Origin of the sequence: Nocardioides xinjiangensis (assembly GCF_017916385.1) — a bacterium.
In the GTDB taxonomy this organism is placed as follows: Bacteria; Actinomycetota; Actinomycetes; order Propionibacteriales; family Nocardioidaceae; genus Nocardioides; species Nocardioides xinjiangensis.
On the sequence record NZ_JAFMSW010000001.1, the window covers coordinates 2668177 to 2684438 of the forward strand.

Here is a 16262-nt window from a genome sequence, read left to right on the forward strand (position 1 = left end):
TCACGCACCGCTGGGGTGGCGGTCCGCCGTCGAGCGGTGCGTGGTGCAGGTTCTCGGGCGCAAGAAGCTGCATCACCCACCGCCGGGGTGGCGGTCCGCGGTCGAGCGGTGAATGGGGCAGGTTCTGCGCGCTCGAAAGCTGTCTCACGCACCGCCGGGGTGGCGGTCCGCGGTCGAGCGGTGCGTGGTGCAGGTTCTCGGCCGCGAAAAGCTGCGTCACACACCGCCCCGTTGGGGGTCCGCGGTCGAGCGGTGCCTGGTGCACGTCTTTCGGCCGCGAAAAGCTGCGTCACACACCGCTCGAGGTGGCGGAGGCTGGCCCGCAGCCGTGCACAGCACGATCCCGCTGGGGGTCGTCCACAGGGCCGCAACGGAGGGCTGGGTCCGCGACCGCGACCCGTGGCCTCATGGCGGCGTGCTCGAGATCCCCGACGACTTTCGCGCTCGCCCCTTTCATCGCTCCGAGGCGCTCGCCGGCGGCCTCACGCGCGGCGTCCTGCAGGGTCGCCGGTTCCGCCGCCTGCACGAAGCGGTCTACTGCCACGTCGACCACCAGCCGTCGTTCGAGGACCGGATCGCCGCCGCCCGACTCGCCCTGCCGGTGGAGGCGCTCACCACGGGCATCACCCGCATCCAGGAGCTCGGGATCGACGTCGGTCCGCGGGCGCCGCTCCACTTCGTCGTGGAGGGCGATCTCCACCTCACGCTGCACGACGTCTTCCTGCACCGGACGGTGAAGGCGCCACCGAACGACGGCACGAGCGTGGCTCCGGAGGCGGCACTCCTGGCCTGGTGCGCCGAGGCTCGGATGATCGACGCCATCGCTGTCGGGTGCGAGCTGCTCCGGCTCGGGTTGCTCGACCTCGACCTGCTCGACCGGCTCCTCGTCGAGGAGAAGTGGCGACGCGGCGTCGCCGAGACGTCGTACGTCCTGCCCTTCCTCGACGACCGGTGCCGCTCGCTCCCCGAAGCGGAGCTGCTGGCGTACGTCGTGGCTGCCGCCCTCCCCACTCCCGACGTCAACCGTGCGATCGAGCTGGCGCCCGGTGTCGAGGTGACACCCGACCAGTGGTTCGGCTCCTGGCGGGTCGCTGTGGAGTACGAGGGCAGCCGGCACCAGGAGGACCGGGCTCAGTACAACGCCGACATCGACCGGTACGCCGCCTACCGCCGGCACGGGGTGGCGTACGAGCTGGTCACCAGGGAGCGGCTGCGTTCGCCGAGGTCTGTCGTCCGGACGATCCATCGCACCCTGGTCGGACGCGGCTACGCGGGGCCGCCGCCGGACTTCGGCGCAGCCTGGGAGGCGCTGTTCCGACCGTTGGCGACCGGCGCGCGACCGCGTACGCCGCGGTAGCGGTGCGTGGCACAGGTTCTGGCGCTCGGAAAGGTGTCTCACGCACCGCCGGGGCAGCGACCGAGGGAGGGGCGGTGCGTGGGGCAGGTTCTGGCGCTCGGAAAGGTGTCTCACGCACCGCCGGGGCAGCGACCGGGGGAGGAGCGGCGCGTGGGGCAGGTTCTGGCGCTCGGAAAGGTGTCTCACGCACCGCCGGGGCAGCGACCGCGGGAGGAGCGGCGCGTGGGGCAGGTTCTGGCGCCCGGAAAGGTGTCTCACGCACCGCCGGGGCAGCGACCGGGGGAGGAGCGGCGCGTGGGGCAGGTTCTGGCGTCCGGAAAGGTGTCTCACGCACCGCCGGGGCAGCGACCGGGGGAGGAGCGGTGCGTAGCGCAGGTTCTGGCGTCCGGAAAGGTGTCTCACGCACCGCCGGGGCAGCGACCGGGCGAGAAGCGGTGCGTAGCGCAGGTTGCGGCGTCCGCAAAGGTGTCTCACGCAGCGACCGGGGGAGGAGCGGTGCGTGGGGCAGCTTCGGGTGCTCGAAAACCTGCTTCACGCACCGCCGCGGCACCGCCCCCCGGAGGAGCGACCGGAGGAGCGACCGGCCCGGAAGCCGACGGACCCCGGACACGCGACGAGGGCCGGGGAAGCACCCCGGCCCTCGTTCGTCGTACGTCGGCTCAGTGACCGTGGCGGATCGCCGTGCGCAGGTCCTTGTTGAGCTGCGAGATCACGTCGAGCGGGATCTCCTTGGGGCAGGCGGCGGTGCAGGCACCGATGTTGGTGCAGCCACCGAAGCCCTCGTGGTCGTGCTGGGCGACCATGTTGACCACGCGCTCGTCGCGCTCGGGCTGGCCCTGGGGGAGCAGGCCGAGGTGGGTCACCTTGGCGCCCATGAACAGCGAGGCCGAGCCGTTGGGGCACGCCGCGACGCAGGCGCCGCACTGGATGCAGGTGGCGACGTTGAAAGCGCGGTCGGCGTCGTCCTTGGGCACGGGCACCGAGTGCGCCTCGGGGGCGGAGCCGGTGTTGACCGAGACGTAGCCGCCGGCCTGGACGATGCGGTCGAGCGCGCCGCGGTCGACCACCAGGTCCTTGACGACCGGGAAGGCGTCGGAGCGCCACGGCTCGATGGTGATCGTCTCGCCGTCCTTGAAGGACCGCATGTGCAGCTGGCAGGTCGTGGTGACCTCGGGGCCGTGCGCGTAGCCGTTGATCATCAGCCCGCACGTGCCGCAGATGCCCTCGCGACAGTCGGAGTCGAACGCGATCGGCTCCTCGCCCCGGTCGTTGAGCTGCTCGTTGAGCACGTCGAGCATCTCGAGGAACGACATGTCGGGCGAGACGTCGGCCAGCTCGTAGGTGTGCATCGCGCCCTCGGACGCGGCGTCCGGCTGGCGCCAGATCTTCAGGGTCAGGTTCACTTGTAGCTCCGCTGCTTCATCTCGATGGCGGTGTAGACCAGGTCTTCCTTGTGCAGGATCGGCTTCTCGTCGAGGCCGGCCCACTCCCATGCCGCGACGTAGGCGAACTCCTCGTCGTGGCGCAGCGCCTCGCCGTCCTCGGTCTGCGACTCGGCGCGGAAGTGGCCGCCGCAGGACTCGCGCCGGTTGAGGGCGTCGATGCACATGAGCTCGCCGAGCTCGAAGAAGTCGGCCACGCGGCCGGCCTTCTCCAGCGACTGGTTGAGGGACTCGGACGTGCCGAGCACCTTGACGTTGCGGTAGAAGTCGTCGCGCAGGCCGCGGATGAGGTCGATCGCCTTCTTGAGGCCGTCCTCGCTGCGCTCCATGCCGCAGTACTCCCACATGATGTTGCCCAGCTCGCGGTGGTACGAGTCCACGCTGCGGTTGCCGTTCACGGTGAGGAAGTGCTCGATCCGCTGCTTCACCGAGTCCCGCGCCTCCACGACGGCCGGGTGGTCCTCGCTGATCGGCTCGAAGGGGCCGTCGGCGAGGTAGTCGCGGATCGTGTGGGGCAGCACGAAGTAGCCGTCGGCCAGCCCCTGCATCAGCGCCGACGCGCCGAGGCGGTTGGCGCCGTGGTCGGAGAAGTTCGCCTCGCCGGTCACGAACAGGCCGGGGATCGTCGACTGGAGGTCGTAGTCGACCCACAGCCCGCCCATGACGTAGTGCACCGCGGGGTAGATCCGCATCGGCACCGAGTAGGGGTCCTCGCCCGTGATCCGGGCGTACATGTCGAAGAGGTTGCCGTACTTGGACCTCACCGCGTCGAGGCCGAGGCGGTCGATGGCGTCCGCGAAGTCGAGGTAGACGCCGCGGCGCACGCCGTCGACCTCGGGACCGACGCCGCGACCCTCGTCGCAGACGTTCTTGGCCGCCCGCGAGGCGATGTCGCGCGGCACCAGGTTGCCGAAGGAGGGGTAGATGCGCTCCAGGTAGTAGTCGCGGTCCTCCTCGGGGATGTCGCGCGGGTCCTTGTCGCAGTCGGCCTGGTTCTTCGGGACCCAGATGCGGCCGTCGTTGCGCAGCGACTCCGACATCAGCGTCAGCTTCGACTGGTGCGAGCCGGAGACCGGGATGCAGGTCGGGTGGATCTGCGTGTAGCAGGGGTTCGCCATGTAGGCGCCCTTGCGGTGGGCGCGCCACGCGGCGGTGACGTTGGAGCCCATCGCGTTCGTCGACAGGTAGAACACGTTGCCGTAGCCGCCGGAGGCGATGACGACGACGTCGGCGAGGTGGGTCTCCACGGCGCCGGTGACCATGTCGCGGGCGATGATGCCGCGGGCCTTGCCGTCGACGACGACCAGCTCGAGCATCTCGTGCCGGGCGTACATCGTCACCGTGCCGGCAGCCACCTGGCGCTCCATCGCCTGGTAGGCGCCGATCAGCAGCTGCTGGCCCGTCTGCCCGCGGGCGTAGAAGGTGCGCGACACCTGGACGCCGCCGAACGAGCGGTTATCGAGCAGGCCGCCGTACTCACGGGCGAACGGGACGCCCTGCGCGACACACTGGTCGATGATGTTCGTGCTGACCTCGGCCAGGCGGTAGACGTTGGACTCGCGCGAGCGGTAGTCGCCGCCCTTGACGGTGTCGTAGAAGAGGCGGTGGACGGAGTCGCCGTCCTCCTTGTAGTTCTTCGCCGCGTTGATGCCGCCCTGCGCGGCGATCGAGTGGGCCCGGCGCGGGGAGTCCTGGTAGCAGAACGTCTTGACGACGTAGCCCGCCTCGCCCAGCGTCGCCGCGGCCGAGGCGCCGGCCAGGCCGGTCCCGACGATGATGACGGAGAGCTTGCGACGGTTGGCCGGGTTGACCAGGCGGGCCTCGAACTTGCGGTTCTGCCACCGCTCGGAGATCGGGCCGTCGGGGGCCTTCATGTCGACCAGCGGGTCGCCGGGGGTGTAGTAGTCGATGGCGTCGTCGTAGTCGCCGTCGATCGCGCCCGTGGCCGAGGCCTCCGTCGAGGTGACGGTGTCGGGCATGTCCATGTCGTGGCTCATGTGCGGGGGACCCCTTGGGTTACTTGGTGATGATGCCGGCGAGGACGGCGAGCGGGACGAGGGAGTAGCCGACCGACACGACCAGCGCGGTCACGAAGCCGATGGTCTTCGCACGGCGGCGCTTGGTGGCGGTGCCGGTCCAGCCAAGGGTCTGCGCGGCGCTCCAGATGCCGTGGTGCAGGTGGGCGCCGAGAGCCAGCATCGCGACGAGGTAGATGACCGTCATCCACCACACGTCGAAGGTGTCGACCATCAGGTTGTAGGGGTCGTTCGTCGCCCCGCCCTGGGGGTTCACCTTGCCGATCGTGAAGTTCAGCAGGTGCCACACCAGGAAGACCAGGATCGTCACGCCGCCCCAGCGCATCATCAGGCTGGCCCGGGTGACGCCGGAGTTCTTCTTCTGGACGTACTTCGTGGTGCGGGCCCGCGCGGCGCGACGCCAGAGCAGGACGCCGGTGACCACGTGCACGACGAGCGAGATGATGAGGCCGAGGCGGAGGATCCACAGCGCCCCCTCGTGCGGCAGCAGCGGCTCGCCCAGCTCGCGCAGGTGGTGCGCGTACTCGTTGAACGCGTCGTGCCCGCCGAAGGCCTTGAGGTTGCCGTACATGTGCGCGAGCACGAACCCCACGAAGAGGAAGCCGCTGACCGCCATGGCGAGCTTCAGCGCGACGGTGGTGCGCGAGGCCCGCGCGCCCTTCACCAGAGTGGGACCGGACGGGCGGGAGGCGTTGAGTTGGGTTGCCACTCCTTCACCGTATATCTCGGCCCGCGCGTAGCACGCCCCGAGGGCGTGTGAGGTTCGTCCGGGCGCGCCCTCTTCCGCTGCGGTGTGACGCACGCCATAGTCGGACTCGCCGCGACCCGCACCGGAGGAACCACGGAGGACGCATGGCAACGACCGACCACGGCGTGACCAGTCCGGGTCGCGCGCACATCGAGGAACGCACGCTGCGGCGGGACCGGTGGTGGCTCCAGCCGCTGACGACCTTCGTGGTGTTCTCCGCGTTCGTCGTCTACGCGACGGTCCGGGCGTTCATGGGCCGCGACTACTACGCCTCGCCGTACCTCTCGCCGTTCTACTCGCCGTGCCTGGGTGACTGCGTCGCCGGGGCGTCGGACTTCGGGCAGCCGTTCGCGTGGTGGCCGCTGTCCGCAGCCCTGATCATCCTGGTCTTCCCGCTGGGCTTCCGGATGACCTGCTACTACTACCGCAAGGCCTACTACCGGGCGTTCTGGATGAGCCCGCCGGCCTGCGGCGTCGCGGAGCCGCACCGCTCGTACTCGGGCGAGACCCGCTTCCCGCTCCTCCTGCAGAACGTCCACCGCTGGTTCTGGTACGCCGCCGTGCTGGTCGGCGCGGTGCTGACGTTCGACGTGGTGCTGGCCTTCCGGCCGATGCCGGCGCAGTACGCCGTGGGCGACGGCGAGACCAGCGGGGTCCACATGGGGCTGGGCACGCTGCTGATGCTCGTCAACGTCGTCCTGATCTGGCTCTACACCCTGTCGTGCCACTCGTGCCGCCACATCGTGGGCGGCCGGCTGCGGCACTTCTCGCAGCACCCCGTGCGCTACCGGCTGTGGACGTGGGTCTCGCGGCTCAACGAGAGCCACGGCAGGTGGGCCTGGTACTCGCTGTTCTCCGTCGCCATCGTCGACCTCTACATCTTCCTGCTCGCCACCGGCACGATCCAGGACGTGAGGTTCTTCTGATGGCGCAGACCAGGCATCCGATGACCGGCAACGAGATGTCCTACTACGCCGAGGGCGGCACCGAGCGCCACCGGTACGACGTCGTGGTGGTCGGCGCCGGCGGAGCGGGCCTGCGCGCCGCGATCGCCGCCCACGAGGCGGGCGCGGAGACCGCGATCGTGTGCAAGTCGCTGCTCGGCAAGGCGCACACGGTGATGGCCGAGGGCGGCATCGCGGCGGCGATGGGCAATCGCTGGCCGGAGGACAACTGGCAGGTCCACTTCCGCGACACCATGCGCGGCGGCAAGATGCTCAACCACTGGCGGATGGCGCAGCTGCACGCCCAGGAGGCGCCCGAGCGGGTGCTCGAGCTGGAGGACTGGGGCGCCCTCTTCGACCGCACCGAGGACGGGCTGATCAGCCAGCGCGACTTCGGCGGCCACAGGTACGCCCGGCTCGCGCACGTCGGCGACCGCACCGGCCTCGAGATGATCCGCACGCTGCAGCAGCGAGCGGTGCAGCTCGGCATCGACGTCTTCATGGAGTGCACCGTCACCGAGGTGCTCAAGCAGGACGACCGGGTCGCGGGGGCGTTCGGCTACTGGCGCGAGACCGGTCGCTTCGTGATCATCGAGGCCCCGGCGGTCGTGCTCGCCACGGGGGGCATCGGCAAGTCGTTCAAGGTGACCTCCAACTCGTGGGAGTACACCGGCGACGGCCACGCGCTGGCCCTGCGCGCCGGCGCGAGCCTGATCAACATGGAGTTCGTGCAGTTCCACCCGACCGGCATGGTGTGGCCGCCGTCGGTGAAGGGGCTGCTGGTCACCGAGTCGGTGCGCGGCGACGGCGGCATCCTGCGCAACTCCGAGGGCAAGCGGTTCATGTTCGACTACATCCCCGACTACTTCCGCTCCGAGACCGCCGACTCCGAGGAGGAGGCGGACCGGTGGTACGAGGACAAGAAGAACAATCGGCGTCCGCCGGAGCTCCTGCCGCGCGACGAGGTCGCGCGCGCGATCAACTCCGAGATCAAGGCCGGTCGTGGGTCACCGCACGGCGGCATCTACCTCGACATCGCCAGCCGCCGCGACGCCGACTACATCCGCAAGCGGCTGCCGTCGATGTACCACCAGTTCAAGGAGCTCGCCGACGTCGACATCACGGCGGAGCCGATGGAGATCGGGCCGACGTGCCACTACGTGATGGGGGGCGTCGAGGTCGACCCCGACACCCAGCAGTCGGCAGTGCCCGGCCTGTACGCCGCGGGCGAGGTGAGCGGCGGCATGCACGGCTCCAACCGGCTGGGTGGCAACTCGCTGTCCGACCTGCTCGTCTTCGGCAAGCGCTCCGGCGAGGCCGCGGCGGCGTACGCCGCCTCGGTCCCGCGCCCGAGCGTCGTGGAGGCGGACGTCAGGGCGGCGCAGGCCGGCGCGCTGGCGCCGTTCGAGCTGGCGGCCGCAGCGGGAGCCGCCGAGAACCCCTACACGATCCAGCAGGACCTGCAGCAGGCGATGAACGACCTGGTGGGGATCATCCGCACCGGGGTCGAGCTCGAGCAGTCGTTGGTGGCGCTCGAGCGGCTCAAGGAGCGTGCGGGCTCGATGGCGGTGGAGGGCCACCGCCAGTACAACCCGGGCTGGCACCTCGCCCTCGACCTGCACAACATGCTGCTCGTCAGCGAGTGCATCGCCAGGGCGGCGCTGGCGCGGCAGGAGTCGCGCGGCGGCCACACCCGCGACGACTTCCCGGGACCCGACCCGGAGTGGGGCGCGAAGAACCTCGTGCTGACGCTCGATGCGAGCGGCGACGGCGTGGAGATCGCGGAGAAGCCGCTGCCGGTGATGCCGGACGACCTGCGCGAGCTGTTCGAGGACTGAGGAGAGGGCCATGGGCTACGACCTGAAGATGCGCGTCTGGCGCGGCGACGCCGAGGGAGGTGGGCTCACCGACTACACCGTCGAGGTCTCGGAGGGCGAGGTCGTGCTCGACGCCCTGCACCGCTTGCAGGCCACGCAGACCGGCGACCTGGCGATCCGCTGGAACTGCAAGGCCGGCAAGTGCGGGTCGTGCAGCGCGGAGGTCAACGGCAAGCCGCGGCTGATGTGCATGACCCGGCTGTCGGACTTCGAGGAGTCCGAGACGATCACGGTCACGCCCCTGCGGACCTTCCCGGTCATCCGCGACCTCGTCACCGACGTGTCGTTCAACTACGAGAAGGCCCGCGAGCTGCCGTACGCCGAGCTCGGCCCGCGCGACGCCGACGGCAAGCGCCGGATGATGCAGGTCGACGTCGAGCGGGGCCAGGAGTTCCGCAAGTGCATCGAGTGCTACCTCTGCCAGGACGTGTGCCACGTCGTGCGCGACCACGAGGACAACAAGCAGCACTTCGCCGGGCCGCGGTTCTTCATCCGCTACGCCGAGCTCGACATGCACCCGCTCGACACCCATGATCGGCGCAGGCTGGCGCAGGAGGCAGCCGGCCTCGGGATGTGCAACATCACCAAGTGCTGCACCGAGGTCTGCCCCGAGGGCATCCACATCACCGACAACGGGATCATCCCGATGAAGGAGCGCGTCGTGGACCGCAGGTACGACCCGTTGGTCTGGCTGGGCAACAAGATCGGCCTGCGCAACAAGGACAACGACGGCCGCACCGAGGTGTGAGGTGCTCCGCGACGACTTCGACGGCGCGGAGCTCGACCGCTCGGTGTGGCTGCCGCACTACCTGCCCGCCTGGAGCTCCCGCGCCGCCACCCGCGCCAGCCACCGGCTCGACGGCGGCCGGCTGGTCCTCGACGTCCCGGTGGACCACCCGCTCTGGTGCCCCGACGACCACACGCCGCCGCTGCGCGTCTCGGGCATCCAGTCGGGCAGCTGGTCGGGACCGGTCGGGAGCACGCGCGGCCAGCAGCGCTTCGCCGAGGGGCTGAGGGTCAAGGAGGAGCAGGAGCGCTTCGAGGGCTGGCTGCCGTCCTCGGGACACGTCGAGATCCGCTGCGCGATGGACCTCTCGCCGCGCTCGATGGCCGCCATGTGGATGTCGGGCTTCGAGGACGACGAGGAGCAGCAGCGCTGCGGCGAGCTCTGCGTCGTCGAGGTGTTCGGCAACGCGGTCGCCGACGGGTCGGCCGAGGTCGGCGTCGGCATCAAGGCGTTCCGCGACCCGGCGCTCACCGAGGACTTCGCGGCCCCTCGGCTCCCCCTCGACGTCTCCGAGCCCCACACCTACGCCGTCGACTGGGACGCGGAGCTCGCCGTCTTCACCGTCGACGGGGTGGAGGTACGACGCTGCCCGCGCCCGCCGACGTACCCGCTCCAGCTGATGGTCGCGGTTTTCGACTTCCCGGAGTGGTCGTCCGGCGACGACGCCCACCTGGTGCCGCGACTGGTCGTCGACCACGTCGCCGGGTGGTAGCTCACCACCGCGACGACGGGGCCGTGCGCCGCAGGTAGACGTCCGAGGCGCGTGCCACGAGCGGGTGCCGGTCGGCGTGGTGGACGGCCTGCTTGCGCAGCCAGAAGCCGCCGGCCCGGACCTGGCTGCTGAGCACCTCGGCGGGTGTCGGCAACCGGCCCTCGCGATCGACGAACGCGCGCCGGTAGCGGCGGAACAACCGCCCGTGGTCCAGGGCCAGCGACACCAGCGCGGCCTCGGACGCGGCGAGCAGCTCGGCGTCGGTCACGTCGTCGAGGGCGCGGCCGGGGGCGACGACCTCGGGCGGCACGAGGTCGGCCAGGTCGCCGTGCACCGGGACCTCGCGGCGTTCGAGCTCCTCCACCAGCCGCTGGCCGTACGACCTCGCCCACGGCAGGTGCTCCGGCGGCAGCTCGAGCGGGCGTGCCGTGCTGCCGGCGAGGCGGGAGCGGATGCCGGCCTCGATCACGAACCGGTGCTGCGCGGCGTTGAAGCGCTCGCCCACCGCCTCGTTGAGGCGGCGCACCACCTCGAGCTCGGCCGCTCCCAGCGACACGTTGCGGAGGTCCTGCTGCTCGCCGGGCCAACCGGCGGGCAGGTGCACCGCGTCGGCGAAGCGCGCCAGCAGGACGGCACCCGGCGTGCCGCGCGGCGGCACGGTGACCAGCCGGACCCGCTCGGCGGGCACGACCGACCCCCACGTGTCGAGGACGCGGAGCAGGTCGTGGCGCCAGTGGAACGACACGCCATCGCCCGGCGGCGCACCCTCCTGCCCCCGCACCGAGGCCACGAACTCCGCCCAGCTCGTGGTGCCGCCGTTGACGATCGTCTGCTGCCAGGCCGAGACCAGGGTCCGCGCCATGTCGCGGGCGCCGACCACGACGTGCACCTCGTGGCCGGCGAGCGCGCGCACCAGCCGACGCGCCTGCCGTGGCCGCGCCAGCGACAGCTCTTCCTCGGAGACCACCACGGTCGGACCGTCGTGGGCCGACACCAGGTCGACCAGCCGGCCCAGCGCCCCTGCGGACTCGCCGCGCAGCTCGCCGCCCACCCGCTGGCCGAGCAGGTCGTAGGCCGCGAGGCGCTGGGCACGGTGGCCCCCCGGGAAGAGCACCCCCGCGGCCGCGAGCTGGTCGGCCGTGGCCGCGAGGGCCCCCTGGATCGTGGTCGTCCCCGTCTTGTAGAGACCGACGTGGAGGAAGACGTCTGCCATGGCGACGACGCTAGGAACGCGAGCCGGCCCGCACATGGGCCCGGTGTCCCGGCCCTCCGGGAACGTCGGGCAACCGGGCCGGGACGGTGACCTATCCCATAGCCGGCGGCAGTGACCCTCGCCACGCCGCGGGCCTATCCTGCGCTACATGACGGACCCGGACGGCGGCCCCGACGCCGACCTCGACGGCAGGCTCGAGGGCGGCCTCGACGAGCCCGCGGAGCTGCAGCCCGCCGCGGGCACGTTGCGGCTCGTCGGCGACGGCGACGCCTACGACGTCTCGGCGTGGGAGGCGGCCGCCGCCGCGGTCCTGCGCAAGGCGCGGCGGCTCGGCGACGACGCCCCCGACTCCGAGGTCTGGGCGGCGCTCACCCGGACGACGCTCGACGGCATCGCGGTCCCGCCGATCGGCCAGCCGGCCGACCTCGACCGCCTCACCACCGCCGGGCGCCCGCAGCGCGTGGGCGCGTGGGACGTGCGCACGCCGCTCGTCGGGGACGACGCGGCCGCGGTCAACGAGGCGGCCCTGGTCGACCTGGACAACGGCGCCACCTCGCTCCACCTCGACCTCGCCCGGACCGTCGACCTGTCCGCCGCGCTCGACGGCGTGCTTCTCGACCTCGCCGCGGTGAGCCTGGAGCGGCCCGACGCCGAGCAGTCCGAGGCGCTCGCGCGACTGCTGGACGCCGTTCCCGGCGACCCCCACCCGGGCACGAACCTCTCCGCGGACCCCGCCACCGCCGAGGTGTTCGGCCACCGGGTCGCCGACGACGGCCGGGGCCCCTTCGAGTCCTTCGTCGAGACCGTGCGCCGCGCACAGCGGCTGGGCGTGCTCGGGGCGGTCGTCGACGGCACCGCCCTGCACGACCGGGGCGCCAGCGACGGGCAGGAGCTGGGCTGGACGATGGCCGTCGGCGTGCACTACCTGCGGGTGCTGACCCGGGCCGGGTTCCCCGTCGACGAGGCGGCCTCCCTGCTGGAGTTCCGCTACGCCGCCACCGACGAGCAGCTCCCGACGATCGCCAAGCTTCGCGCGGCCCGCCGGCTGTGGGCGCGCGTGCTCGAGGCGAGTGGCGCCGACCACGTGCCGCAGCGGCAGCACGTGGTCACGAGCCGCCCGATGATGGGCAGGTACGACCCCTGGGTGAACATGCTGCGCACCACCGTCGCCGCCTTCGCCGCCGGCGTCGGCGGGGCCGACGCGATCACCGTCGTCCCCTTCGACGAGCGCCTCGGCCGGCCCGACGCCTTCGGCCGCCGGATCGCCCGCAACACCTCCGCCCTCCTCATCGAGGAGTCCCACGTGGCCGCCGTGGCCGACCCCGCCGGCGGCTCCTACGCCGTCGAGCGGCTCACCGACGACCTCGCCGTCGCCGGGTGGGCCGAGCTCGGCCGGATCGAGGCCGACGGCGGGTACGGCGAGCAGGCCGCGGCCGGCGTGCGGGAGCGGGTCCGTGCCGTCAGCGCCGAGCGGGCCCGCGGCATCGCGGACCGCTCGCGCCCCCTGACCGGAATCTCGGAGTTCCCGAACCTCGCCGAGGTGCTGCCCGAGCGCCCGCCGCGGCGCGTGCGCCCGGTGGAGCACTACGCGGCGCCCTACGAGGAGATGCGCGCCGCTCCGGCCGCCCGCCCGGTCTTCCTCGCGACCATGGGTCCCGTCGCGGCGCACACCGCTCGCGCCACCTTCGCGACGAACCTGTTCGCCGCAGGGGGGGTCGCCGTCGAGGCGGCCGGTGCCACCACCGACACCGCCTCCGTGGTTGCGGCCTACGCGGGCCAGAGCGTCGTCTGCCTCGCCGGCACCGACGCGGCCTACGCGGAGTGGGGCGTTGACCTCGTCGCCGCGCTGCGGGCGGCAGGGGCGTCGTACGTCGTGCTGGCCGGTAGGCCGGGGGAGCGGACCGTGACCGACGTCGACGACTCGTGCGCCATGGGGGTCGACGCGCTCGCCTTCCTCGGCCGGGTCCGGAAGGAGCTGTCGTGAGCATCCCGGAGAACTTCGCCGAGGTGGACCTCCGGTCCGACGCCCCGCCGGCGGCCGGCGCCGTCGACGCGGAGCCGTGGAGCAGCCCGGAGGGCATCGACGTGCTGCCGGTCTACGGGCCCGAGCACCTCGAGGGCCTCGACGCGTTGGACACCTGGCCCGGCCTGGCGCCGTTCCTGCGCGGGCCCTACCCGACCATGTACACCACCCAGCCGTGGACGATCCGGCAGTACGCCGGGTTCTCGACCGCCGAGGAGTCCAACGCGTTCTACCGCCGCAACCTCGCGGCCGGCCAGAAGGGCCTGAGCGTCGCCTTCGACCTCGCCACCCACCGCGGCTACGACTCCGACCACCCGCGGGTGCGCGGCGACGTCGGCATGGCGGGCGTGGCCATCGACTCGATCTACGACACCCGCACCCTCTTCGACGGCATCCCGCTCGACGAGATGTCGGTGTCGATGACGATGAACGGCGCGGTGCTGCCGGTGCTCGCGCTCTACATCGCGGCGGCCGAGGAGCAGGGAGTCAGGCCCGAACAGCTCGCGGGGACCATCCAGAACGACATCCTCAAGGAGTTCATGGTCCGCAACACCTACATCTACCCGCCGGCGCCGAGCATGCGGATCATCAGCGACATCTTCGCCTACACCTCGCAGCGGATGCCGCGCTTCAACTCGATCTCGATTTCCGGCTACCACATCCAGGAAGCAGGGGCGACCGCCGACCTCGAGCTCGCCTACACCCTCGCCGACGGCGTGGAGTACATCCGCGCCGGGCTCGGGACGGGGATGACGATCGACCAGTTCGCGCCGCGGCTGTCGTTCTTCTGGGCCATCGGGATGAACTTCTTCATGGAGGTCGCGAAGCTGCGCGCCGCCCGCGCGCTGTGGGCCCGCCTGGTCGACGACTTCGAGCCGCAGAACCCCAGGTCGCGCTCGCTCCGCACGCACAGCCAGACCTCCGGCTGGTCGCTGACCGCGCAGGACGTCTTCAACAACGTCGGCCGCACCTGCATCGAGGCGATGGCCTCGACCCAGGGCCACACGCAGTCGCTGCACACCAACGCGCTCGACGAGGCCATCGCCCTGCCGACGGACTTCTCCGCGCGCATCGCCCGCAACACCCAGCTGCTGCTGCAGCAGGAGAGCGGCACCACGCAGGTGATCGACCCGTGGGCCGGCTCCTACTACGTCGAGAAGCTCACCCACGACCTCGCGGAGCGCGCCTGGGCGCACATCCAGGAGGCCGAGCGCGCCGGCGGCATGGCCGCCGCCATCGAGCAGGGCATCCCGAAGATGCGCATCGAGGAGGCCGCCGCCCGCACCCAGGCGCGCATCGACGCAGGCGTGCAGAAGGTCATCGGCGTCAACACCTACCGCCTCGCCGCCGAGGACCGGCTCGACGTGCTGCGCGTGGACAACGACGACGTCTACCGGCAGCAGGTCGCCAAGCTGGAGCGGCTGCGTGCCGAGCGCGACGACGACGCCGTACGCCGCTCGCTCGAGGCGCTGACCGCCAGCGCCGAGCGCGGTCCGGTCGGCGGCGGCTCCCTCGAGGGCAACCTCCTCGCGCTCGCCGTCGACGCCGCTCGCGCCAAGGCCACGGTCGGTGAGATCTCCGACGCGCTGGAGAAGGTCTACGGCCGCCACCAGGCGGTGATCCGTACGATCAGCGGCGTGTACCGCGAGGAGGCAGGGGCCCCGGAGGGCTCCGCCGTCGCCGCCGTGCTGGCCGCGACGGAGGAGTTCGAGGCCGAGGAGGGTCGCCGCCCGCGCATCCTCGTCGCGAAGATGGGCCAGGACGGCCACGACCGCGGCCAGAAGGTCGTGGTCACCGCCTTCGCCGACCTGGGTTTCGACGTCGACGTGGGGCCGTTGTTCTCCACGCCCGAGGAGGTCGCCCAGCAGGCGATCGACGCCGACGTGCACATCGTCGGCGTCTCGTCGCTGGCCGCCGGCCACCTCACCCTCCTGCCTGCGCTCAAGCAGGCGCTGGCCGACCAGGGCCGGCCCGACATCATGGTCGTCATCGGCGGCGTCATCCCGCCCGACGACGTGCCGGTGCTGAAGGAGATGGGCGCGGCGGCGGTGTTCCTGCCGGGCACCGTCATCGCGGAGTCCGCGCTCGACCTGCTGACGCGGCTGCGGGACGAGCACTCCGCCTGATGGCCCGGCCCGTGGACGTGGCGGCGCTGGTCGAGGGTGTCCGCCTCGGCCGGCGGGCGGACGTCTCGCGCGCCATCACCCTGGTCGAGTCCTCGCGCGTCGAGCACCGCGCCGCCGCGCGCGAGCTGCTCACCGAGCTCGCCGCGACCGGACTCCCGCCGGCGACCCGGGTGGGCGTCTCCGGGGTCCCCGGAGTGGGCAAGTCGACCTTCATCGAGGGCCTCGGCACCCGGCTGACGGCGGCGGGGCACCGCGTCGGCGTCCTCGCCGTGGACCCGTCGTCGGTGCGCACCGGCGGCTCCGTGCTCGGTGACAAGACCCGGATGGCCGCGCTGTCGGTCGACCCGTCGGCGTTCATCCGGCCCTCGCCCTCGGCCGGCACGCTCGGCGGCGTCGCGCGCGCGACGGCCCAGGCGATGCTGGTGCTCGAGGCCGCCGGCTACGACGTGGTGCTGGTCGAGACGGTCGGCGTCGGCCAGTCGGAGGTCACCGTCGCCGGCATGGTCGACACCTTCCTGCTCCTCACGATCGCGCGCACCGGTGACCAGCTCCAGGGCATCAAGAAGGGCATCCTCGAGATCGCCGACGTGGTCGCGGTCAACAAGGCCGACGGCGACCACGAGGCGGACGCCCGGGTCGCCGCGCGCGAGCTCGCCGGGGCCCTGCGACTGGTGCGCGGCCATGCCGAGTGGGCGCCTTCGGTCGTCACCTGCTCCGGCCTCACGGGGGCCGGCATCGACGACGTGTGGCAGCGCGTCGGAGCCCACCGCGACCACCTCGGGGCCGACGGCCTGGCCCGCAAGCGGGCGGGGCAGCAGCTCGACTTCACGTGGGCGCTGGTGCGCGACGAGCTCGACCAGCGGCTGCGGTCCTCGCCCGGCGTCGCGGCCGTGCGCGACGACGTACGGCAGGCGGTGCTGTCCGGCGAGCTCCCGGCGCCGCTGGCCGCGGACCGGATCCTGGCCGCCTTCGACGGGGCCGGCACCTAGACTGGGTC

At 72.0% G+C, this 16262-nt stretch carries 12 protein-coding genes; 8 read left to right on the forward strand and 4 right to left on the reverse strand.

The window, feature by feature from the left end; genetic code table 11:
- Nucleotides 1-328: 328 nt before the first annotated feature.
- Nucleotides 329-1357: a hypothetical protein gene (locus J3P32_RS12590; protein ID WP_210440116.1), complete on the forward strand. Its 1029-nt coding sequence runs from the start codon at nt 329-331 to the stop codon at nt 1355-1357.
- A 659-nt stretch (nt 1358-2016) separates the two neighbouring features.
- Here J3P32_RS12590 and J3P32_RS12595 read toward each other — a convergent pair.
- The 3 genes from J3P32_RS12595 to J3P32_RS12605 are packed head-to-tail and all read right to left on the reverse strand — an operon-like array spanning nt 2017 to nt 5544.
- Nucleotides 2017-2760, reverse strand: a complete 744-nt coding sequence (locus J3P32_RS12595) for a succinate dehydrogenase/fumarate reductase iron-sulfur subunit (RefSeq protein ID WP_210440118.1) — start codon at nt 2758-2760, stop codon at nt 2017-2019.
- Nucleotides 2757-4796: a fumarate reductase/succinate dehydrogenase flavoprotein subunit gene (locus J3P32_RS12600; protein ID WP_374222519.1), complete on the reverse strand. Its 2040-nt coding sequence runs from the start codon at nt 4794-4796 to the stop codon at nt 2757-2759. The genes J3P32_RS12595 and J3P32_RS12600 overlap by 4 nt, the downstream gene beginning before the upstream one ends.
- A gap of 19 nt (nt 4797-4815) precedes the next feature.
- Nucleotides 4816-5544, reverse strand: coding sequence for a succinate dehydrogenase cytochrome b subunit (locus J3P32_RS12605; RefSeq protein ID WP_307807970.1), 729 nt, complete (start codon nt 5542-5544; stop codon nt 4816-4818).
- Nucleotides 5545-5687: 143 nt separating this feature from the next.
- Between J3P32_RS12605 and J3P32_RS12610 the strand changes: the two genes are divergently transcribed.
- From J3P32_RS12610 to J3P32_RS12625, 4 genes are read left to right on the forward strand one after another with little or no spacing between them, the layout of a single operon-like run.
- Entirely contained in the window at nt 5688-6509 is an 822-nt protein-coding gene (locus J3P32_RS12610; RefSeq protein WP_210440120.1) for a hypothetical protein, read from the forward strand.
- Complete coding sequence (locus J3P32_RS12615; RefSeq protein ID WP_246850109.1) at nt 6509-8365, forward strand: fumarate reductase/succinate dehydrogenase flavoprotein subunit; 1857 nt, start codon at nt 6509-6511, stop codon at nt 8363-8365. Before J3P32_RS12610 ends, J3P32_RS12615 begins: the two co-directional genes overlap by 1 nt.
- A gap of 10 nt (nt 8366-8375) precedes the next feature.
- On the forward strand, nt 8376-9152 hold the full coding sequence (locus J3P32_RS12620) for a succinate dehydrogenase/fumarate reductase iron-sulfur subunit (protein ID WP_210440122.1): 777 nt from the start codon (nt 8376-8378) through the stop codon (nt 9150-9152).
- 1 nt (nt 9153) lies between these two features.
- Nucleotides 9154-9903 carry a glycoside hydrolase family 16 protein gene (locus tag J3P32_RS12625; protein WP_210440123.1) on the forward strand — a complete coding sequence of 250 codons (750 nt, stop codon included), beginning with the start codon at nt 9154-9156 and terminating at the stop codon, nt 9901-9903.
- A gap of 1 nt (nt 9904) precedes the next feature.
- Here the strand turns inward: J3P32_RS12625 and J3P32_RS12630 are convergent, their stop codons facing one another.
- Nucleotides 9905-11116 carry a hypothetical protein gene (locus J3P32_RS12630; RefSeq protein ID WP_210440125.1) on the reverse strand — a complete coding sequence of 404 codons (1212 nt, stop codon included), beginning with the start codon at nt 11114-11116 and terminating at the stop codon, nt 9905-9907.
- 148 nt (nt 11117-11264) lie between these two features.
- On the opposite strand from J3P32_RS12630, the gene J3P32_RS12635 reads away from it, so the two are divergent.
- Genes J3P32_RS12635 through meaB form a run of 3 tightly spaced genes read left to right on the forward strand, consistent with a single transcriptional unit; the run spans nt 11265 to nt 16254 of the window.
- Nucleotides 11265-13100, forward strand: a complete 1836-nt coding sequence (locus tag J3P32_RS12635) for a methylmalonyl-CoA mutase family protein (RefSeq protein WP_210440127.1) — start codon at nt 11265-11267, stop codon at nt 13098-13100.
- Nucleotides 13097-15265, forward strand: coding sequence for a methylmalonyl-CoA mutase (gene scpA / locus J3P32_RS12640; protein ID WP_210440129.1), 2169 nt, complete (start codon nt 13097-13099; stop codon nt 15263-15265). Before J3P32_RS12635 ends, scpA begins: the two co-directional genes overlap by 4 nt.
- The gene (gene meaB / locus J3P32_RS12645) at nt 15265-16254 is read left to right on the forward strand and encodes a methylmalonyl Co-A mutase-associated GTPase MeaB (protein WP_210440131.1); all 990 of its coding nucleotides are present in this window, start codon (nt 15265-15267) and stop codon (nt 16252-16254) included. The genes scpA and meaB overlap by 1 nt, the downstream gene beginning before the upstream one ends.
- The last annotated feature ends 8 nt before the right edge of the window (nt 16255-16262 follow it).